Consider the following 21,315-nt stretch of genomic DNA (forward strand, 5'->3'; position numbering starts at 1 on the left):
CTTTCCGCTGCAAGGAACTCCCCCATGGCCGCCCGCAAGTCCACCTCCCCCCTGATCGAAGTCCACGCCCGTCGCGGCCAGCCGCTGGGCATGGCCCCGGCCACCTTCCTGCGCGACTTCTGGCAGAAGCGCCCGCTGTTGATCCGTAATGCGTTCGCCGACTTCCAGACCCCCGTACAGCCGGAAGACCTGGCGGGCCTAGCCTGCGAAGAGGGCGTGCTGGCCCGCCTGATCGAGCATGATAAGACCCAGGACAGCTGGCGCGTGCGCAGCGGCCCGTTCCAGGAAGACATCTTCCCCGCCCTGCCCGACCACGACTGGACGCTGCTGGTGCAGGACGTGGACAAATGGGACAAGGACGTGCGCGCCCTGATCGAACACTTCAGCTTCCTGCCGCGCTGGCGCATGGACGATGTGATGATCAGCTTCGCCGCTACCGGTGGCTCGGTCGGTGCCCATGTCGACCAGTACGACGTGTTCCTGCTGCAGGCCCACGGCCACCGCCGCTGGCAGATCGATGCCAGCGAATCGATCAAGGGCAAGCGCCCGCCGCTGGGCTTCCGCCCCGACGTGGAACTGAAGCTGCTGGAAGTGTTCAAGCCGACCCACGACTGGGTGCTGGCGCCGGGTGACATGCTGTACCTGCCGCCGAACGTCCCGCATCACGGCGTCGCCGAAGACCCGTGCCTGACCTTCTCGTTCGGCATGCGCGCGCCGTCCTCGGCCGAGCTGATCAGTGACTATCTGGACACGTTGATCGCCGACGCCGACGAGAACATCCGCTACCAGGATGCCGACCTGAAGGCACCGGCCGACCCGAACGAAATCGACACCGTGGCGATGGCGCGGGTGATCACCGCGCTCAACGCCATCCGTATGAACGACCCGGACAAGCTGGGCGACTGGTTCGGCCGCTTCATCACCACCTACCGCGCCGCCGGCGAGGTGATGGCCCACCAAGCCGCGCCACCGCAGGAAGAAGTACTCGAGGCCCTGCAATCGGGCCTGCTGCTGCAGCGTCACCCGTGGGCGCGCCTGGCCTGGCGCCGGGCCAAGCGCGGCGCCAGCCTGTATGTCAGCGGCCAGGACTTCGCGCTGCCGGTCAAGGACGCGCAGCGCCTGGCCGGTGCCGAGCAGCTCGATGCTGCCGCCTACCGCGGCCTGTCCGACAAGGGACGTGCGGTGGTCCAGCAGCTGCTGGTCGGCGGCGTATTCCAGCTGATCGATCCGAACGAGGTGTATGCCGACGAGGAGGAAGAGGTGCTGGGTGAGGTGATCGAGGGCCGTGAGCAGGTCGAAGTCATCGACGCTGACGCCGTGTCCGATGACGTCCACCTGGTGACCGTGCACGACGACGGCATTGAAGTGATCGTCAACTTCGACGACCACGACGAAGACGACAGCGACCCCAGCCGCGGCTGAACCATGAGCCCGCTCCGGGTCCAGCAGGTACGCCATGCCGAGGCCCACGTGGCCATCCACGACGTGCGCCAGCGGGTGTTCGTACAGGAACAGGGCATCGACGCCGCTCTGGAGCGCGATGCCCTGGACCCGGTCTGCGCCCACGTGCTGGCACTGGATGCCGACGGGCAGCCGGTCGGCACCGGGCGGCTGGCACCGGATGGCCGCATCGGCCGCATGGCGGTGCTGGCGGCGTATCGCGGCCACGGCATTGGCGAGGCCCTGCTTGAAGCACTGGTGCAGGCCGGGCGCCAGCTCGGCCTGGCCGAACTGCACCTGCATGCGCAACTGCCGGCACGCGACTTCTACGCCCGCCAGGGCTTCCTGCCGGAAGGCCCGGACTTCGAAGAAGCCGGCATTGGCCACCAGCAGATGCGGCGCCGGCTGCAAGCCGTTTCCGCCATCAACAGCCGCGCTGAAGCGGTGGCGATCACCACGGCGATCATCCATCGCGCCCGCCGCCGATTGTGGCTGCACAGCCGGCAGCTGGACCCCGGCCTGCTGGATGTGCCACCGGTGCAGACGGCCCTGCGCCGCTTCGTCACCGCCCGCCACGACAAGCAGCTGCGGGTGATCGTGCATGACGCCGCAGCCATCGCCAGTGCCGGCGCGCCGCTGCTGGCGCTGTTCCAGCGCCTTCCCAGTGTGATCCAGTTCCGCGAGGTGGCCGATCCGATCGATCGCGCCCTAGCCTCGGCCTGCCTGCTCAACGATGCAGGCGACTTCTACTTTCGTCTCATCGGTCATCGCCTCGACGGCGAATCCGCAATCGCGCTGCCGGCACGTTCACAGCCGTTCGAGCAGCAATTGCAGCGTGTCTGGGACCGTTCGCGCGAATGCAGCGAATTGCGCGCACTCGGCATCTGACCGCGACCGGTGCGCTCAACCTGTCTGGGACCGACACCGGGGGACGCCCGATGCCCTCCTTGCTGCCCCTTCGTGTCCGGATGGGGGTACAATTTGGCCGTTTGAACGCGCCCGTGCATGGCTATTCATCTTCGTGCCGGGTCCTTCTGAAGCCATACCCCACAAAGCGAATCAGCACCCTCCATCGTGGACAATCAACTGAAGCAGTTTGCGCAATCTTCGCAACTCGCCGGCGGCAACGCCTCCTATGTCGAGGACCTGTACGAGCAGTACCTGGTCTCCCCGGATAGTGTCGATCCCAAATGGAAAACCTACTTCGACGGCTTCAAGGGCCGCGAAGCAGGCGACATTCCGCACTCGGCCGTCATTTCCCATATCGCGGACGCGGCCAAGGATGCGCTGAAAGCAGGCACCGGCACCGGTGCAGGCGATGAGCGCGAGCGCAATGTCGGTCGCCTGATCACCGCCTACCGTTCGCGTGGTCATCTGGACGCCCGCCTGGACCCGCTGGGCCTGGCCGCTCCGGTCAACACCCCGGACCTCGGCCTGCCCTTCCACAACCTGTCCGATGCTGACCTCAACAGCGAGTTCAGCACCGGCGGCGTGGGTGGTCAGCCGCGCATGAAGCTGCGTGACCTGCTGGCGCGCCTGAAGGCGACCTACACCGGCTCGATCGGTGCGGAGTTCATGCACATCTCCGAGGTCGAGCAGCGCCAGTGGATCTACAAGAAGCTGGAACTGGCCGGTGGCAACTACCAGCTGGACGCTGACACCCAGCGCCGTACGCTGGAGCGCCTGACCGCCGCCGAAGGCCTCGAGCGCTACCTGCACACCAAGTACGTCGGCCAGAAGCGCTTCTCGCTGGAAGGCGGCGACTCGCTGATCCCGATGATGGACACCATCATCCGCAGCGCCGGCAAGGATGGCGTCAAGGACGTGGTGGTCGGCATGGCCCATCGTGGCCGCCTGAACGTGCTGGTCAACACCCTCGGCAAGAACCCGCGCAAGCTGTTCGACGAGTTCGAAGGCAAGTTCGAGCACGACGAGCACGCCTCGGCGGGCGACGTGAAGTACCACATGGGCTTCTCCGCCGACGTGGCCACCGAGGGTGGCCCGGTGCACCTGGCACTGGCGTTCAACCCGTCGCACCTGGAAATCGCCGACCCGGTGGTTGCCGGTTCCGTGCGTTCGCGCCAGGAGCGCCGCAAGGACACCGCGCGCAAGCAGGTGATGCCGATCCTGATCCACGGCGACGCGGCCTTCTCCGGCCAGGGCGTGGTCATGGAGCTGTTCCAGATGTCGCAGGCCCGCGGCTTCGCCGTGGGCGGCACCGTGCACATCGTGGTCAACAACCAGGTCGGCTTCACCACCTCCAATCCGCTGGACACGCGCTCCACGCGCTATGCCACCGACGTGGCGAAGATGATCGCCGCACCGGTGCTGCACGTGAACGGCGATGATCCGGAAGCGGTGGTGTTCGCCGCGCAGCTGGCCTTCGAGTTCCGCCAGAAGTTCGCCAAGGACGTGGTCATCGACCTGATGTGCTACCGCCGTTGGGGCCACAACGAGGCCGACGAGCCGGCGATCACCCAGCCGCTGATGTACCAGGTGATCCGCAAGCACGCCACCACCCGCGAGATGTACGCCGAGCAGCTGGAAAAGGCGGGCGTGATCGCCGCCGGTGCCGGCAAGGCGATGGTCGATGCGTACCGCGAGAAGCTCGATGCCGGTGAAGTGACCACCGAGCTGGCCAAGGTCGAGAAGACCCCGCCGACCAGCCCGCTGTTCGTTGATTGGCCCAAGCTGCTGGAAGGCAAGCTGTCCGATCCGGTGTCGACCAAGGTCGACAAGGACAAGCTGCTGGCACTGGCCAAGCTGATCAACACCGTGCCCGAAGAAGTGCAGCTGCACTCGCGCGTGTCCAAGGTGTACGACGACCGTCGCAGGATGGCCGCTGGCGAGATCCCGGGCGACTGGGGCTTTGCCGAGAACCTGGCCTACGCCACCCTGCTGGACGAAGGCAGTGCCCTGCGCCTGGTCGGCCAGGACGTCGGCCGCGGTACGTTCACCCACCGCCACGCGATCCTGCACGACCAGAAGACCGACAACTACTACCTGCCGCTGCGGCAGCTGGTGGATTCGCCGGAGAAGGCCACCATCATCGATTCGCTGCTCAGCGAAGAAGCCGTGATGGCCTATGAGTACGGTTTCTCGACCACCGATCCGAACACCCTGTGCATCTGGGAAGGCCAGTTCGGCGACTTCGCCAACGGCGCCCAGGTGGTGATCGATCAGTTCATCGCTGCCGGCGAAGCAAAGTGGGGCCGCATTTCCGGCCTGACCCTGCTGCTGCCGCACGGTTATGAAGGTCAGGGCCCGGAACACAGCTCGGCGCGCCTGGAGCGCTTCCTGCAGCTGTGCGCGCTGGAGAACATGCTGGTGGTGGTGCCGTCGACCCCGGCGCAAGCCTTCCACATGCTGCGGCGCCAGCAGCACCTGACCACCCGCAAGCCGCTGGTGGTGATGTCGCCCAAGTCGCTGCTGCGCCACAAGCTGGCCGTGTCGACCCTGGACGAGCTGGCCAATGGCGAGTTCCAGCACCTGATCGGCGATGCCAATGCAGATGCCAAGAAGGTCAAGCGCGTGGTGCTGTGCTCGGGCAAGGTCTACTACGACCTGCTGGAAGACCAGACCAAGCGTGGCCAGGACGACGTGGCGATCATCCGCGTGGAGCAGCTGTATCCGTTCCCGCGTGCGCTGCTGGCTGCCGAACTGAAGAAGTACGGCAAGGCCACCGACGTGGTGTGGACGCAGGAAGAACCACAGAACCAGGGCGCGTGGTACCAGATCCGCCACCACCTGCAGTTCTGCCTGGCCGATGGCCAGAGCCTGCACTACGCCGGTCGCGCACGTTCGGCTTCGCCGGCTGCCGGTCACATGGCTGACCACGTCCGCGAACAGCAGCAGCTGGTCGCCGATGCACTGGTCAACCCGTTCAACGACTCGTTCGCTGAATAACTCTCCCCCTATTTAGAAGACAAACCAGGAAGCTCCCGCATGGCCACCGAAGTCAAAGCCCCGGTACTGCCCGAATCCGTCGCCGACGGCACCATCGCCACCTGGCACAAGAAGGTGGGCGACGCCGTCAAGCGCGACGAAAACCTGCTTGACCTGGAAACCGACAAGGTCGTCCTGGAAGTGCCGTCGCCGGTCGATGGCGTGATCAAGGAAATCAAGTTCAAGGAAGGCGACACCGTCACTTCCAGCCAGGTCGTGGCGATCATCGAAGAAGGCGCCGTGGCCGCTGCACCGGCACCGGCTGCCGAAGAGAAGAAGGCTGAGGCCGCTCCGGCCGCTGCTGCTCCCGCCGCTGCCGCTGCTCCGGCCCCGGCTGCCAAGTCGGCTGCCGACGCACTGCCGCCGGGCGCCCGCTTCACCGCCATCACCGAAGGCGTGAACCCGGCCGACGTCGATGGCACCGGCCGTCGTGGCGCCGTCACCAAGGAAGACATCGTCAACTTCGCCCGCAACGGCGGCGCCGGCAAGGCCGGTGGCGCACGTCCGGAAGAACGCGTGCCGATGACCCGCATCCGCAAGCGCATCGCCGAGCGCCTGATGGAGTCGAAGAACTCCACGGCCATGCTGACCACCTTCAACGAAGTCGACCTGTCCAAGGTCTCGGCGGCGCGCAAGGAACTGCAGGACGAGTTCGTCAAGGCACACGGCATCAAGCTCGGCTTCATGAGCTTCTTCGTGAAGGCCGCCGCCAACGCGCTGCAGCGCTTCCCGTTGGTCAATGCCTCGATCGACGGCGAAGACATCATCTACCACGGCTACTCGGACATCTCGATCGCCGTGTCGACCGAGAAGGGCCTGGTCACGCCGGTGCTGCGCAACGTCGAGCGCATGTCGTTCGCCGACATCGAAAAGACCATCGCCGACTACGCCAAGAAGGCCCGTGACGGCAAGCTGAGCCTGGAAGAACTGCAGGGCGGCACCTTCACCGTGACCAACGGCGGCACCTTCGGTTCGCTGCTGTCGACCCCGATCATCAACCCGCCGCAGAGCGCCATCCTCGGCATGCATGCCATCAAGGAGCGCCCGATCGCCCAGAACGGCCAGGTCGTGATCGCGCCGATGATGTACCTGGCGCTGTCCTACGACCATCGCATCATCGACGGCAAGGACTCGGTGCAGTTCCTGGTGGACATCAAGAACCAGCTGGAAAACCCGGGCCGCATGCTGTTCGGCCTGTAAGAGACCTCCCGCCCCTCCGCGCCTGCGCGGAGGGGTTCTGGTAATGCAACAAGGACTATTTCAATGGCTGAACAATTCGACGTCGTCGTCATCGGTGCCGGCCCGGCCGGTTACCACGCTGCCATCCGCGCAGCCCAGCTTGGCCTGAAGACCGCCTGCATCGACGCAGCGCTGGGCAAGGACGGCAAGCCGGCCCTGGGTGGCACCTGCCTGCGCGTAGGCTGCATCCCGTCCAAGGCGCTGCTGGATTCCTCGCGCCAGTTCTGGAACATGGGCCACATCTTTGGCGACCACGGCATCAGCTTCAAGGATGCCAAGATGGACGTCGAAGCGATGGTTGGCCGCAAGGACAAGATCGTCAAGCAGTTCACCGGCGGCATCGCCATGCTGTTCAAGGCCAACAAGGTCGCCGCCTATTACGGCTTCGGCGAACTGCAGCCGGGCAACGTGGTCAAGGTCACCCAGCATGACGGTTCGGTCGTCGAGCTGAAGGGCACCAACGTCATCATCGCCGCCGGTTCGGATTCGATCGAACTGCCGTTCGCCAAGTTCGACGGCGAGACCATCGTCGACAACGTCGGCGGCCTGGACTTCACCGAAGTGCCGGCGCGCCTGGCGGTGATCGGCGCCGGTGTGATCGGCCTGGAACTGGGCAGCGTGTGGAAGCGCCTGGGTTCGGAAGTGACCATCCTGGAAGCGCTGCCGGACTTCCTGGCGGCGGCTGATACCGAAGTGGCCAAGACCGCCGCCAAGGAATTCAAGAAGCAGGGCCTGGACATCCGCCTGGGTGCCAAGGTCTCCAAGGCCGAGGTGACCGGCAAGGGCAAGAAGAAGGAAGTCGCCCTGACCTACACCGACGCCGAAGGCGAGAAGTCGCTGGTGGTGGACAAGCTGCTGGTGGCCGTCGGCCGTCGCGCCGCCACCAAGGGCCTGCTGGCCGAAGGTACCGGCGTCAAGATCAACGAGCGTGGCCAGATCGAAGTCGACGCGCACTGCCACACCGGCGTCAACGGCGTCTGGGCGGTCGGTGACTGCGTGCGCGGCCCGATGCTGGCGCACAAGGGCTTCGAGGAAGGCATCGCGGTTGCCGAACTGATCGCCGGCCTGCCGGGCCACGTCAACTTCGACACCATTCCGTGGGTCATCTACACCGAGCCGGAGCTGGCCTGGGTCGGCAAGACCGAGCAGCAGCTGAAGGCCGAGGGCATCCCGTACAAGGCCGGCAGCTTCCCGTTCGCCGCCAACGGCCGTGCCGTGGCGATGATCGAGCCGGCAGGCTTCGTGAAGGTTCTGGCCCACGCCGAAACCGATCGCATCCTGGGCATGCACCTGGTCGGCGCCAACGTGTCCGAGCTGGTGCACGAAGGCGTGCTGACCATGGAGTTCAGCGGTTCGGCCGACGACCTGGCGCGCATCTGCCACGCCCACCCCTCGCTGTCGGAAGTGGTGCACGACGCGGCAATGGCCGTGAGCAAGCGCGCGATCCACAAGGCGAACTGATCCATCTGATGGTGCCGGCCGCTGGCTGGCATCCCCGGATGCTGAAAACCCCGCCTCGGCGGGGTTTTTTGTTGCACGATGACTGCAGCACAAGGGCGGAGCCCATTGGCACTCGGCGCGTGGCAGGCAAGCGGTGTCACCCTCGCCCTCACACGGGCGTCGACCTCCAGTGCTGTAGGCTCAGCCCTGAGGTCGCGTTGCATCGCCAAGCCACGGATGCGCGACAGGTGGTGCTCCCGCACCTGCTCGTGGGGCTGCTCAGACAGTGGAGATCTCCATGGAAAACGAACGAATCGAGACCCGGGGCGAAGATGGCCGCAGGGTGTTGGTGTTCAAGTTCTGGCCGCACTTTGACGCAACGATTCTTCCCGGCACAAGCCTGGTCGAAGGCCTGCCGAGGTATGCGCTGGCAAACGGCAATTCCGTAACCTTCAATGGCGTGGATTTCGAAATCGCCGCTACCGGCGAAGAGCTGGTCCGGTCGTTGGCCATCGGGCGACCGCCATCGGGCTGATTCATCTGATGCTGCTTGACCGAAGATCGGCATCCTGCTTCAACGCTGCTGCGGGGTCCGTTTCCGGTCCGTGGCGTCCAGCTCTGAAGGATCGTCACAGATGCGGTGCTGGGCGATCACCTCACCCACTTTCCATTCCTTCACCACCCGGCAGCGTTCCTTGCCGGCGTCCTTGTCGGTCGCTTTGATTTCCGCCTTGCCGGCAGGGTGCTGACGCTCAAGGTAGGCCGATAGCGGTTGCTTGGCCCAGACCGGCGCCGCCATCAGCAGCGCCAGCGTCGCGATGGCAAGCGGCCTCATGCCGTCACCACGCCGCGGCCACCGCCCAGCAGGCGTGCCGGCAGCATGAACAGTGCATGCAGGAAGGCGAACAGCGCCGAGAACGTGATGCCGACCAGGCGGAACGGCAGGCTCAGCAGCCATACGAACGGCCAGGCGATCAAGGCGAGGATCGCCAACGGCCAGCACAGCACGAACAGCAGGCACCACACACCGAGCGCGAACAAGGTCTTCATCACAGGCTCCCTTGGCGGCACCCCGCCGCCTGTCGTCACCTTGGCGCCCTGCTCCGACCCGGGCAAACGGTTTGCGACGAAACCCGGCTGGGGGCGATGAAACCGGTGGTGCCGCCGGTTCAATGGTTGCCGGCCAGCGGCCGGCACTACCCCGCCGCAAGCGGGTCTACACCGGCACTGCGCCAGGACGGCCGTGGCTCACCTGGAACCGGGCGGCAGTGCGAACCTCGGCATCACGCCGCAGCACACTGTCGGCGAAGCGCAGTTCCGCGTCCACGGTCTGTCGGTTCAACTGCAGCTTCCACCAGCCACGCCGGTCGCCATCGAAGTACCGGATGTGCGGATTCTGCGGGATCGACGGGCCGTAGTACGGGCCATACGGGGTGTCATCGCCACCGCTGCTGATCGCCGGGGCGATGAACTCGGTGGCGATCACCGGCGCGTCCGCGGCATCGAAATCCAGCTTCAGGTCATTGACGAACGTGGAGTGCCAGTCGCCGCCCAGCACGATGGCGTTGCCCTGCCCCCCGGCCTGCATCGCCTGCAGCAGGCGCTTGCGGGCGGCCGGGTAGCCATCCCAGGCATCGTTCCAGAAGCGTTCGCGCGGCGTGCCCTGCTCCAACCGCAACTGCGCCATCAGCAGCTGCTGCACCACCACGTTCCAGCGTGTTCCCGCCGCGGCCGCCATCGACTGCGCGAACCAGGCCTCCTGCCCCACGCCGAGCATGCTCATGCGCGGATCCAGCGCCGCTTCACAGCGTGGCGATTCGCCGACGCCACAGGGATTGGCCGGACGGAACTGACGGCAATCCAGCAGCGTCAGCTGGGCCAGGTCGCCGTAGCGCAGGCGGCGGTGCACGCGCAGGCCACCGTTGCCGGCCGGCGTGCTACGCATCGGCAGGTGTTCGTAGAACGCGCGATACGCAGCGGCGCGGCGAACGATGAAGTCCTCGGTCGGTACGTCGCTCTTTTCCGGATGGATGCCGGAATAGTCGTTCTGCACTTCGTGGTCGTCCCAGATCACCGCGAAGGCGTGCGCGGCGTGCGCGGCCTGCAGGTCCGGGTCGAGCTTGTACAGCGCGTACTGGTCGCGATAACGCTCCAGGCTGAGCGTTTCACCGCTGAAGCGCTGTGCATCCAGCGTGCTGCCACGCGCGTTCTGCAGCGGGCTGTATTCGTACAGGTAATCACCGGCATGCAGCACCAGATCGACATCGCTGCGGGCGATATCCGCCAGTACCGGGTAGTAGCCGCTGTTCCAGGCCTGGCAGGTGCACAACGCCAGCCGCAGCTGCTGCAGCTGCGCATCCGGCATCGGCGCGGTGCGGAAATGCCCGACCGGACTCTCCTCGCCACCGTCGCAGGCGAATCGATAGTAGTAATCGCGCCCTGGACGCAGGCCGGTCACTTCCACGTGCACCGAATGGGCCAACTCCGGCACGGCCGCCGCCACGCCACGCTGCACCAGCCGTCGCATCGCCGGATCTTCGGCAATGAACCAGCGCACCGGGATCGCGCGCGACGGCATGCCACCGCCGTTGAGGGGGTCCGGTGCAAGACGCGTCCACAGCACCGCACCCTGCGGATCCGGATCACCCGCGGCGATGCCGAGGGTGAACGGATCGCGCCCCAGTCGCGGCCGCGGACCGGTGGCGGCTATGCCGGGCATGGCCGCCAGTGCGATCGCCGCTCCGGTCCCCTGCCAGGCCAGGCGCAGCAGACGACGGCGGGTTTCCGGATCGGCGATGCGCTTCATCAGAAGCGCACGGTTGCGGTGGCCATCACCTGCCGCGGCGCACCGACCTGCATGGTCGCCAGGCTGCGGGTCGGATCAGCGGCGTAGGTGCCGTTGGTGTTGATGGTCGCCAGATACTGCTTGTCGGCCAGGTTGGTCAGGTTCAGCGCCAGGGTCAGGTTCTGCGCCGGGCCGAGCTTGCCCATGTCATAGGCCACCGACGCGTTGATCAGCCAGTAGCTCGGCACGGAGACGTCATTGGTGTAGGTCACGTAGCGCTTGCCGACGTGGTTGGCGGCCAGGCGCAGGTCCCACGGGCCCGGCGTCCACGCCAGGGTGCTGGCGAACATCCATTCCGGGGTGTCGACCGTCTTCTTGCCGCGGGTCGGCACCACACCGTTGTTGACGTAGTCGTTGTCGTAGCTGCTGTCATTCCACGACAGCGCATTGGACCAGACCAGGTCCTGCATCGGCTTCAGCTGCAAGGTCGCCTCGGCACCGCGGCTGGTGACTGAACCCACGTTGGAATACAGCGCCGGGCAACCGAGGATGCCCACGCACTGGGCAATGGCCAGCAGGCGGTTGTCGAACTTGACGTCGTACACCGCGACCGAGGCTTCATACCCCTGGCCGTAGCCGCGCCAGCCCAGTTCGATGGTGCGCGACTGTTCCGGCTTCAGGTCCTTGGCGCTGGCATCGAACGCCACCTGCGGAACATTGAACGGACTGCCCACGCCCAGCGCATAGGCCGCGATGTTCTTCGCATAGGAACCGAAGATTTCATTGCGCTCGTCCAGCTTGAAGTTGAAGCCGGCCTGCGGCAGCAGCCCCTTCTTCGCGGTCAGGCTGCTGTTGCTAGCATAGCTGCCCAGTGGCGTGCGCACACTGGTGCGGGTGTTGGGCGACTTGGCGCCGACGTCGATGGTCAGGCGGTCATCGAACAGGCGGAAGCGGTCCTGCACGTAGAACTGGCGGGTGATGGTGGTGTAGCGCTGGTGCCACACGCGCTGGTCCGGATTGCGCAGGAAGAAGTCGTCGGTGATCGGTCCATCGATGTAGTAGAAGTTGCGCTGCACGCTGTGGCCGTTGTCTTCGTACCACAGGCCGGCTTCCAGCTCGTGGCCACCCACGTTCCAGGTGAACGCCGAGGTCACGCCGGTGCGGTCGATCGCATATTCGGTGGTGCGGATCGAAATCGGAATCTCGCGGCTGGTGCCCGGGTTGGACGGATTGGACGGGCTGAACCAGTGGCCCTGGCCGCGGTTGCTGTGGTTGTAGACGTTGACCTTCAGGCGCATCGTCTCGTTGAGGCCGAAGTCACCGGCGATGCTGGATACATCATCGTTGCGCAGGCCGTGACCCGAGTAATACGCATCCCACGGGCTGTTGACGCCACCGCTGTACTGGCCTCGGGCAGCGGCCAGTGCACGGTTCCAGTCCGGCGCATAGTTGTCCCAGTTCCAGCCCAGGCGATCGATCATCTCCAGCGACAGGTCCTGGTAATCGGCTTCAACCCGGCGCGAGGCGTTGAACAGCGCGGTGATGCGGCTGTCGACGCCGAAGTTGTAGGTCGCCTTGCCGTTGAACTGCTTGAGTTCATGCGAGCCCTTTCCCTTCCACTTGTCGCTCTCCGAATACGCACCGGACAGGTAGGCGGCGAAGCCCTGGTGTTCGCCGGTTTCCAGGCGGGCATAGCTGCGGCGTGCGCTGTCACTGCCCAGGCTCTGCGCCAGCACGACACCGTATTCGGTGGAGGGATCGATCGAATAGAACTGGAACACGCCGCCCAGGTTGCTGGTCGACGGCGTACCCAGCGCGCCGATGCCGGTGGAGACTTCGGCACCGCCCAGGTTCTCGCTGATCACCGCGCGGCTGATGTGCAGGCCGTTGCTGTTGCCATAGCTCATGTTGCCCAGCGGGATGCCATCCAACGTGTAGCCCAGGCGGTTCTGGTTGAAGCCGCGCAGGCTGATGCTGGTGGACCACTCGTAGGCACCGGTGGCATCGGCCGATTCGAAATGCACGCCCGGCTTGCTGGCCAGCAGCTTCAGCGGGTTGGCGCCGGGCGGCAGCACCTTCATGTCCTCGGCGGTCACGCGCTGGACCTGGCGTGCCTCGCCCCGGCCGATTACCGAGACCGAATCCAGGGTGGTGGCCGACTGTGCGTCGACGGCAGGAGCGGTTTCAGCGGCGGCCAGCGAAGGCAGCGAGGCACAGACCAGCAGGGCCAGCAGATTGCGGCGAAGCGGAGCATGGCAAGACATGGGGATTCCTTGGGCGCGCTGGACGCCGAAGGGCGGCGTCAAAAAGGGCAGCAGCGGCGGAATCGTAGAAGCGTTGCGTTACATGTCATTTACACGCCACATACGGATTTTCGGCGATCCGGATGGAGAATATGACGTCGCGCGCCCGAACGGAAAGAGCCGAGCGTGGGCTTGGCTTTACAGGGCACGCCGGAATCATCCGTTATTCGAACGAACCAACCGAGTCGTGGGCCAGGTTGTCGAAACGGGTGTATTCGCCGAAGAACTTCAGCTTGCACGAGCCGGTGGGGCCACCACGGTGCTTGCCGATGATGATCTCGGCCAGGCCCTTGTCCGGCGAATTTTCCTTGTTGTAGTAATCGTCGCGGTAGATGAAGACGATCATGTCCGCATCCTGCTCGATTGCGCCCGATTCGCGAAGGTCGGCCATCACCGGGCGCTTGTCGGTACGCGTTTCCAGCGAGCGGTTGAGCTGGGACAGCGCGATGACCGGCACGTGCAGTTCCTTGGCCAGGCCCTTCAGCGAACGCGAGATCTCGGAGATTTCGGTCGCGCGGTTTTCGCTGTTGCCCGGCACGCTCATCAGCTGCAGGTAGTCGATCACGATCAGGCCCAGGTCGTGCTCGCGCTTGAGGCGGCGGCACTTGGAACGCAGGATCTCCGGCGACACGCCCGGCGTATCGTCGATGAAGATCTTGGTTTCCTTCAGCATCTTGATCGCACCGGTCACCCGGCTCCAGTCCTCGTCCTCCAGCTGGCCGGTGCGCAGGCGCTGCGCGTTGATGCGGCCATTGGAGGAGATCAGGCGCATCGCCAGCTGCGATGCGGACATTTCCATAGAGAACACCGCCACGCCCTTCTTCGACTTGATCGCCGCGTACTCGGCGATGTTCAGGGCGAAGGTGGTCTTGCCCATCGCAGGACGCGCGGCGAGGATGATCAGGTCGGTCGGCTGCAGGCCGGCGGTCATCGCGTCGAAATCGGTGTAGCCGGTCGGCAGGCCAGTGATGTTGCCGCCATTCTCGAAGCGGTTGCGCAGCTCTTCGAATGCGTCCTTCAACGCACCGGGCATGGCCACGAAGTCGGTACGGCCGCGCGCGCCCTGCTCGGCAATGGCGAACACGCTCTTTTCCGCAGCGGACAGCAACTCGCTGCTGTCGCGACCCTCGGGCTGGAAACCATCGTTGACGATGTCGGTGCCGACCTGGATCAGCTGCCGCAGCACCGCCTTGTCGCGCACGATCTCGGCATAGGCCACGATGTTGGCCGCCGACGGCGTGGTGCTGGCCAGTTCGATCAGATAGGCGCCGTCGCCCACCAGCTCCATCTTGCCCTGCGATTCGAACCACTCGCCCAGGGTCACCGCATCGAACGGGCGCTCGCGCTCGGACAGCTCGCGGATCGCCCGGTAGATCATCTGGTGGTCGCGGCGGTAGAAGTCCCCCTCGGTCAACTGATCGTTGACCCGGTCGTAGGCGTCTGGTGCCAGCATCAGGCCGCCCAGCACCGCCTGTTCGGCTTCCACCGAGTGCGGCGGCACGCGCAACTGGTCGATACGCGATTCATCGCGATCGCGATCGAAGCCATCGCCGCGCTCTCTGCGGTTGGAACGGAAGCCGGAACGGGCGGACATGCTGCGGTGTTTCCTGCAAAAGGGGCCAGACGAGTGTAGGCATGCGCCGACCCCGGCGACCATGGACAAACCTGTGGATAAGCCGTGGAAAAACGGGGGATATCCGCCTGAGCCTGTCCAGACTGGCGCGGGGACGTCGCATTGCCTGCGACGGGCGTCGTTGCGACGCCCGCAGCGGAGCATTATCGCAGATGGCGACCGCGGCCGCTGGCGTCAATCGCCCTTGGCATGCACCGCGATCAGGGCCAGGAACCGGTCCACGTAGCCTTGCAGGAACGTCTGCGTGCCTTCATTGTGGATCGTGCCGTCGGCATCGATCAGGCCATCCTTGAAGTGGATGAACGCCTCGGGCTGGCCAAGCACGTGCATGTCCAGGAAGGCCAGGCTGTTGCGCAGGTGCTGCTGGGCCACCGCCGTGCCGATCTGGCCGATGGAGGCGCCGATCACCGCCGCTGGCTTGCCCGCGAAGGCGCTGTCGCCGTAGGGGCGCGAGCCGATGTCGATCGCATTCTTCAACACGCCCGGCACGGAACGGTTGTACTCGGGGGTTACGAACAGCACGGCCTCGGCGGCGCGTACCTGGTCCTTCAGGCGCGTGCCCTGCGCCGGGTAACTGGCGTCGAAATCCTGGTCGTACAGCGGCAGGTCACCGATCTGCACATACTGGAAGCGCGCCTTGTCGCCAGCCAGCTTCTCCAGCGCGTGCGCCAGCTTGCGGTTGCACGATTCCTTGCGCAGGCTGCCGACGAAAACGGCAATGGTGGGGACGGACATCAGGACATTCTCCTCACGGTGCGGGAGAGCCAGCCTAGCGGCCGCGCCCTTCCCCACCGGTGAAGATCAGCCGCGCTGGACGCCTGCGCGCACCTGCCGCCAATGGTCCTGCCATGCCTGGAACATCAGCACATTCCACAGGTGCGTGTGCCACTTGCGCTGGCCGCCCAGGAACTGCTGCCACAGCGGCTGCACGGCCGCCGCCGACAATACCCCTTCACGTTCCAGCCGCGCCGGCTGCAGCAGTTCGTCCGCCCAGGGTTTCAGATCGCCCTTCAGCCAATCACTGACCGGCGCGCCGAATCCACGCTTGGGCCGGTGCACCATCGACTGCGGCACGTACCGCCCCAGCACGCGCTTGAGCAGCACCTTGCTGGTCGATTCACGGCGCTTGAAGCCCAGCGGCAACGTCCACGCGAATTCGGCCACGCGCCAGTCCAGCAAGGGCGCGCGCGCTTCCAGGCTGACCGCCATCGAGGTGCGGTCAACCTTGCACAGCAGATCATCGGGAAGATAGCTGACGAAGTCGGCCAGCATCATCGCGTCGGCCGGCGTACCGGCACCGTGCAGCGGATCGGCCAGATCGTAGAAGCTGCCCGCCTCGCTCGCACCGATCACCGCCGCCGCTGGATCGCGCCAGCGCGAAATACGGTTGCGATACACATCGCCGATGCCGCGCGCGCCGGTTTCGGCCAGCAACGCGGCCAACCCGCCGGTGCGCGACGCTTCACCCTGCTGGTGTGCACGCGCGCCCATCCAGCGCCGCAGCGGCGCTGGCACCCGTCCCAGCATCTGCCAGTTGCGCAGCGCGCGTACATAGCGGGTATAGCCGAAAAACAGTTCATCGCCACCATCGCCGGACAACGCGACGGTCACGCCCTCCCGGGCGAGGCGGGCGACCAGGGCGGTCGGCACCTGCGAGGCATCGGCGAAGGGTTCATCGAACATCGCCGGCAGCTGCGGCACCACCGCCAGCGCATCCGCGCCGCTGACATACAGTTCGGTGTGATCGCAGCCAAGGTGGGTGGCAACTTCCCTGGCCAACGGCGCCTCGTCGTGGTGGGAGCCGCTGAAGCCGATGCTGAAGCTGTGCACCGGCTGCCCGCTCTGCGCCTGCATCAGCGCCGCCACCAGCGATGAATCGGTGCCGCCGGACAGGAACACGCCCACCGGCACATCGGCCACCATGCGCAGCGCCACTGCGTCCCGCAACAGGCCATCCAGCTGCTCCTCGGCCTCCTCGATGCGGCCCTGGAACGGTGCGGCCAGTGCGGCCTGCATGCGCGCACGCGCGTCCCAGTACGGGCGCTGTGCCTGCTCAGGGCGATGTGCGCTGGCCCCTGCCGCCACCGCCGCCGCATCCAGCCGCAGCACGCGGCCAGGCATCAGCTTGTAGCAGCGCTGGTGGATGCTGTGCGGTGCGGGGATGTAATCCAGCCGCAGCAGCAGGGTCAGCGCATCGCGGTCGATATCGTTGTCGAAATCCGGATGCTGCCACAGCGCCTTCAGCTCGGAGCCGAACACCAGCGTATCACCGGCCCAGCCGTAGTACAGCGGCTTCTTGCCGACCCGGTCACGGGCCAGCCACAGGCACTGTTCCTGGCGATCCCACAAGGCAATGGCGAACATGCCGTTGGCGCGCTGCAGGGTGTCCTCGACGCCCCATTGCAGGATCGCGGCCAGCAGCACCTCGGTATCGGAATGGCCACGGAACGCATGGCCCAGCGGCTCCAGTTCGGCGCGCAGCGTGGCGAAGTTGTAGACCTCGCCGTTGTAGGCCATCACATAGCGGCCGTCGGCCGAGGCCATCGGCTGGTGGCCCAGCGGTGAAAGATCGAGGATGCTCAGGCGTCGGTGGGCCAGGGCAACGCCGGCGGCGGCATCAACCCAGGTACCGCCGTCATCCGGCCCGCGATGGTGCAGTGCCTGGCCCATGGCCAGCGCCTGCGCCTGCAGGACCTCGGCCGGCGTCTGTGCCGCCGGCAACAACATTCCCGCCAATCCACACATGCATCAGGGTTCCTGCGCCAGGTCGAGGGCGGCGCCAATCACCGCATTGTCGCTTGGAAGCCCGAACATTGCTGCCCCCGCCAGCGGCGTATAGGTATCGGCACCACAGACCCGGCGCACCGGCAGGTGGCCATGGCCGGCCTCGACCAGTGCGGTGATCACGCCCTCGCCGACGCCCCCGCTCTGCCGCCCCTCGTCCAGCACCAGCACCCGTTGCGCGGTGGCAGCCTGGGTGCCGATGAAGGCGGCATTCAACGGCACCAGCCAGCGCAGGTCGACCACCCGCACCTGCCAGCCCAGCTGCTGCTCGATCGCGATTGCTGCGCGCAGCGCCATCGGCACACCGTTGCCGTAGGTGAAGACCACCAGATCGGTGGCATCCGGCGCGTACACCCTGCCCTCGCCCAGCACCAGCGCCTGCCCGGGTGCGGGGTAGTCGAACAACCACTGGCCGTCGCCGGCCGCGTGCAGATCCTTGGTCATGTACAGGGCGATCGGTTCCAGGAACACCGCTACCCGGCCGTCCACGCGGGCCAATGCCGCCAAAGTGCGCAGCATCATCACCGCATCATCGCCACGCGACGGGCAGCCCACCACCAGCCCCGGGATGTCACGCAGCGCCGTGATCGAGTTGTCGTTGTGGAAATGACCGCCGAACCCCTTCTGGTAGCCCAGCCCGGCCACCCGCACCAGCATCGGGTTGCGGAACTGGTCATTGGAGAAGAACTGCAGCGAGCAGGCCTCGCCACGCAGCTGGTCGATGGCGTTGTGCAGGTAGGCCAGGTACTGGATTTCCGGAATCGGCAACATGCCCATGTTGGCCAGACCCTGGGCCATGCCCAGGATCATGGTCTCGTCCAGCAGCGTGTTGAATACCCGGCGCGGGCCGAAGCGGCGCAGCAGGTCGCGCGTCACCGTGTAGACGCCACCTTTCTGCGCGACGTCCTCGCCAAACAGCAGCGCCTGCGGATACTTGCCCAGCAGTTCCTGCAGCCCGTGGTTGATCTGGATCGCCAGGTGCCGCGGCGGTTGCCGTTCGGGCAGCGCGTCGGCGCCGCCGTACAGCGCCTGCCGGGCCTCGACGGGCGCCACGCGCTCGGCCTCGGCCTGTACCGCTGCCGGCGTATAGGGCGCCAACGGCGTGATCACTTCCTGCAATGTCTGCAGCTTCGGCCGCGTATCGGCATCAACGGCAGCTGCCATGCAGCGCGCGCGCAGGGTCTCATAGGCGGCCTCGACGCCCGCCGCATCCATCCAGCCCGATTCCAGTGCGATCTGCGCCGAGCGCAGCAGCGGGTCCTGCGCCTCGGCTGCGCACAGCTCCACCAACGCACGCCATTCCACTTCGAAATCGGTGCCGGCGTGGCCCATCAACCGTGTGGTCCGCAGGTGCAGGAAGGTCGGCCGGCGCATGCGCCGGCAATGTTCGACCGCCGCCTGCACCTGCGCGTGCCCGGCGGCCAGGTCCAGGCCATCGGCGAAGAAATAGTCCAGGCCCGGTTGCCGGCTGAAGCGCTCTGCGATCCATCCTTCAGGCGTCTTCACCGAAATGCCGAGGCCATTGTCCTCGCACACGAACAGGATCGGCACCGGCAGCTTCTGGTACGCCGACCACATCGCTGTATTGAACGCGGTCTGCGCGGTGGCATGGTTGGCCGAGGCATCGCCGAAGGAGCACATCACGATGCTGTCGGCCGGAATCGGCAACGGCTGGCTCAGGCGCCTGCCACTCTCGATCGCCAGTGCGGTACCGAGCGCCTTGGGCAGGTGCGATGCGATGGTCGAGGTCTGCGGCAGCACCCACAGCGGCTTACTGCCCCACACTTTGTGACGGCCGCCACTGGCCGGATCGTCGGCGCTGGCGGCAAAGGACAGCGCGGCGTCGCGCACCGGATCCATGCCTGGTACCAGCCGGGCACGTTCGGCCATGAACGCGCCGGAGCGGTAGTGCAGGAAGGCGGGATCGGTGTGCCGGCAGGCGCGCGCAAGCAGCGCATTGCCTTCATGACCGGACGAGCCGATGGTGTAGAAGACCTTGTTCTGCACGCGCAGCACGCGCGCCATCAGATCCAGCTGGCGACTGAGCAGCTGCGATTCAAACAGTTCGCCGAAGGCGGCGGCCGTCAGCGTACTGCCCGGCAGGATCGGCGCATCCGGTGCCGGACGGGGTCGCGGCATGCCGCGCCAGGCGCGTACGGCCTCGAGGAAATTGACGTCACAGACTTCGGCGCGGTTGAGGCCGCGCATGCGTGCGGGAACGGGATCTGGAACCACAGCGAACATCGAACACCCTCCGTGCCGTTGTTGCGAACCGTGGCGTCGGTCGTGCTCGACCCTTCTGCCGGTCGAGCACGACCGACGCTGCAGGGGAATCAATCCGGTGCGTTGAACCGCGCGCGCACCTCGGCGGTCACCGCGGGCATGGCCACGAAGCGAGGCTGCGCGCGCACCCGCTGCAACCAGGCCCGCACCTGCGGGAATGCATCCAGCGCGATGCCACCGTCGGCAGCGACATCGGAATAGGCGAACAGGGCGATATCGGCGATACCGTAGTCGTCGCCGGTGAACCACTGCGTCTGCCGCAGATGCTGTTCCATCACCGCCAGCGCGCTGGCAGCGCGCTCATGCAGGCGCGGCAGTTCAGCGCGGCGTGGTGAGTCGGCCGGCGTCCAACCACGGATGAAGCGTGCCACCGCCACGCAGGGCTCATGCGTGTACTGCTCGAAGAACATCCAGCTCAATGCCTGCGCACGCTGCCATCCGTCGGCCGGAAGGTACGGCGTGCCCTCGGCCAGCCAGAACAGGATCGCATTGGATTCGGTCAGCACGCGACCGTCGTCGCGCACGATCAACGGCACCTTGGCATTCGGGTTGAGGGCGAGAAATTCCGCGCTATGGGTCTGGCCGTGGGCGCTGTCCACCTCTACCCAGCGGTAGCGGCTGCCAAGCTGTTCCAACAGCAGGCGCACCTTGTGGCAGTTGCCCGAGACCGACATGCCATGCACCGTCAACGGAATACGCTCTTCCACCATTGCCTGCTCCAGTGAGGTTCCGGCCCGCAGCCGGCTGCCCGCAGTCTGGCAAGCAGCTTCACGATTGCCAAGCGCGGGTGCAGCATGGCGATACGGCAGTGCCGGCCGCTGGCCGGCAACCTCGATGCAGATGGATTGGTGCAATGGCCGGCCAGTGGCCGGCGCTACCCGGCAGCGCTCAGCGTGCGCGCTGTTGCCACTGCTTGCGCGATTGCCCCCAGATTTCCAACGGTTGGCCTTCATAGGGCGGTGGCAACTGCCCCATGCGCAGCAGCGTGCTGCCCAGCTTGCGCGCAACCACTTTCGAGTTCTCGTTGTCTTCGGCGATGGTGTGGATCACCTCGTCCCAGCCCAGCGTATCGAACGCCCAATCGATGGCTGCGATCGCCGCCTCCGGTGCGTAGCCCTTGCCCCAGCTGGCACGGCGGATGCTCCAGCCGACCTCGGTGCCGGGCCAGTCCTGCGGCTGCCAGGGCCCCATGCGACCGATCCATTCACCGCTGGATTTCTCGATCACACTGAACATCGAGAAGCCGAACAGCTGCCATGCGCCGGCCAGGCTGCAGAAGCCGCGCCATGCCACCGAGGGTGCCTGCACGCCACCCAGCGTGCGCATCACCTCCTCATCGGCGCAGAACGCCTGATAGGGGGCGTAGTCCTGCCGCTGCGGCGGACGCAGGATCAGGCGTTCGGTTTCGATGCGCAGGTCGAAGATGCTCATGGTGCCATGGTAGATCCACGCCACGCGTGGAT

Annotated in this window: 16 protein-coding genes; 6 read left to right on the forward strand and 10 right to left on the reverse strand. The window is 66.1% G+C overall.

What is annotated here, in order from left to right:
• The first annotated feature begins 24 nt into the window (after nt 1–24).
• From ACEF39_RS13610 to ACEF39_RS13635, 6 genes are all read left to right on the forward strand, one after another.
• Nucleotides 25–1,422, forward strand: coding sequence for a ribosomal protein uL16 3-hydroxylase (locus ACEF39_RS13610; protein ID WP_500285431.1), 1,398 nt, complete (start codon nt 25–27; stop codon nt 1,420–1,422).
• A 3-nt stretch (nt 1,423–1,425) separates the two neighbouring features.
• Nucleotides 1,426–2,328 (forward strand): GNAT family N-acetyltransferase, encoded by a 903-nt coding sequence (locus ACEF39_RS13615; RefSeq protein ID WP_500285432.1) that lies wholly within the window; start codon nt 1,426–1,428, stop codon nt 2,326–2,328.
• A gap of 186 nt (nt 2,329–2,514) precedes the next feature.
• Entirely contained in the window at nt 2,515–5,346 is a 2,832-nt protein-coding gene (locus ACEF39_RS13620) for a 2-oxoglutarate dehydrogenase E1 component (protein ID WP_500285433.1), read from the forward strand.
• Between the two features lie 39 nt (nt 5,347–5,385).
• Nucleotides 5,386–6,585, forward strand: a complete 1,200-nt coding sequence (sucB, locus tag ACEF39_RS13625) for a dihydrolipoyllysine-residue succinyltransferase (protein ID WP_500285434.1) — start codon at nt 5,386–5,388, stop codon at nt 6,583–6,585.
• A gap of 63 nt (nt 6,586–6,648) precedes the next feature.
• Nucleotides 6,649–8,085, forward strand: coding sequence for a dihydrolipoyl dehydrogenase (gene lpdA, locus ACEF39_RS13630; RefSeq protein ID WP_032951934.1), 1,437 nt, complete (start codon nt 6,649–6,651; stop codon nt 8,083–8,085).
• Between the two features lie 277 nt (nt 8,086–8,362).
• Nucleotides 8,363–8,599: a hypothetical protein gene (locus ACEF39_RS13635; protein WP_108264937.1), complete on the forward strand. Its 237-nt coding sequence runs from the start codon at nt 8,363–8,365 to the stop codon at nt 8,597–8,599.
• Nucleotides 8,600–8,638: 39 nt separating this feature from the next.
• On the opposite strand, the gene ACEF39_RS13640 is transcribed toward ACEF39_RS13635, so the two are convergent.
• The 10 genes from ACEF39_RS13640 to ACEF39_RS13685 form a co-directional block, all read right to left on the reverse strand.
• Nucleotides 8,639–8,899: a hypothetical protein gene (locus tag ACEF39_RS13640; RefSeq protein ID WP_500285435.1), complete on the reverse strand. Its 261-nt coding sequence runs from the start codon at nt 8,897–8,899 to the stop codon at nt 8,639–8,641.
• Entirely contained in the window at nt 8,896–9,114 is a 219-nt protein-coding gene (locus tag ACEF39_RS13645) for a hypothetical protein (RefSeq protein WP_500285436.1), read from the reverse strand. Before ACEF39_RS13645 ends, ACEF39_RS13640 begins: the two co-directional genes overlap by 4 nt.
• Before the next feature lie 166 nt (nt 9,115–9,280).
• Nucleotides 9,281–10,870, reverse strand: a complete 1,590-nt coding sequence (locus tag ACEF39_RS13650; protein ID WP_500285437.1) for an alkaline phosphatase D family protein — start codon at nt 10,868–10,870, stop codon at nt 9,281–9,283.
• Nucleotides 10,870–13,113, reverse strand: coding sequence for a TonB-dependent receptor (locus ACEF39_RS13655; protein ID WP_500285438.1), 2,244 nt, complete (start codon nt 13,111–13,113; stop codon nt 10,870–10,872). The genes ACEF39_RS13650 and ACEF39_RS13655 overlap by 1 nt, the downstream gene beginning before the upstream one ends.
• A gap of 202 nt (nt 13,114–13,315) precedes the next feature.
• Nucleotides 13,316–14,746 carry a replicative DNA helicase gene (locus ACEF39_RS13660; RefSeq protein WP_099821134.1) on the reverse strand — a complete coding sequence of 477 codons (1,431 nt, stop codon included), beginning with the start codon at nt 14,744–14,746 and terminating at the stop codon, nt 13,316–13,318.
• Nucleotides 14,747–14,959: 213 nt separating this feature from the next.
• Nucleotides 14,960–15,520: an NADPH-dependent FMN reductase gene (locus ACEF39_RS13665; RefSeq protein WP_500285439.1), complete on the reverse strand. Its 561-nt coding sequence runs from the start codon at nt 15,518–15,520 to the stop codon at nt 14,960–14,962.
• A 66-nt stretch (nt 15,521–15,586) separates the two neighbouring features.
• The gene (asnB, locus tag ACEF39_RS13670) at nt 15,587–17,530 is read right to left on the reverse strand and encodes an asparagine synthase (glutamine-hydrolyzing) (protein ID WP_500285440.1); all 1,944 of its coding nucleotides are present in this window, start codon (nt 17,528–17,530) and stop codon (nt 15,587–15,589) included.
• A 3-nt stretch (nt 17,531–17,533) separates the two neighbouring features.
• Entirely contained in the window at nt 17,534–19,813 is a 2,280-nt protein-coding gene (locus ACEF39_RS13675; protein WP_500285441.1) for a thiamine pyrophosphate-dependent enzyme, read from the reverse strand.
• Between the two features lie 89 nt (nt 19,814–19,902).
• Nucleotides 19,903–20,562, reverse strand: coding sequence for a glutathione S-transferase family protein (locus ACEF39_RS13680; RefSeq protein ID WP_500285442.1), 660 nt, complete (start codon nt 20,560–20,562; stop codon nt 19,903–19,905).
• Between the two features lie 178 nt (nt 20,563–20,740).
• The gene (locus ACEF39_RS13685) at nt 20,741–21,283 is read right to left on the reverse strand and encodes a GNAT family N-acetyltransferase (protein WP_500285443.1); all 543 of its coding nucleotides are present in this window, start codon (nt 21,281–21,283) and stop codon (nt 20,741–20,743) included.
• Nucleotides 21,284–21,315 lie beyond the last annotated feature (32 nt).

Source organism: Stenotrophomonas indicatrix (assembly GCA_041545745.1).
Classification (GTDB): domain Bacteria; phylum Pseudomonadota; class Gammaproteobacteria; order Xanthomonadales; family Xanthomonadaceae; genus Stenotrophomonas; species Stenotrophomonas indicatrix_A.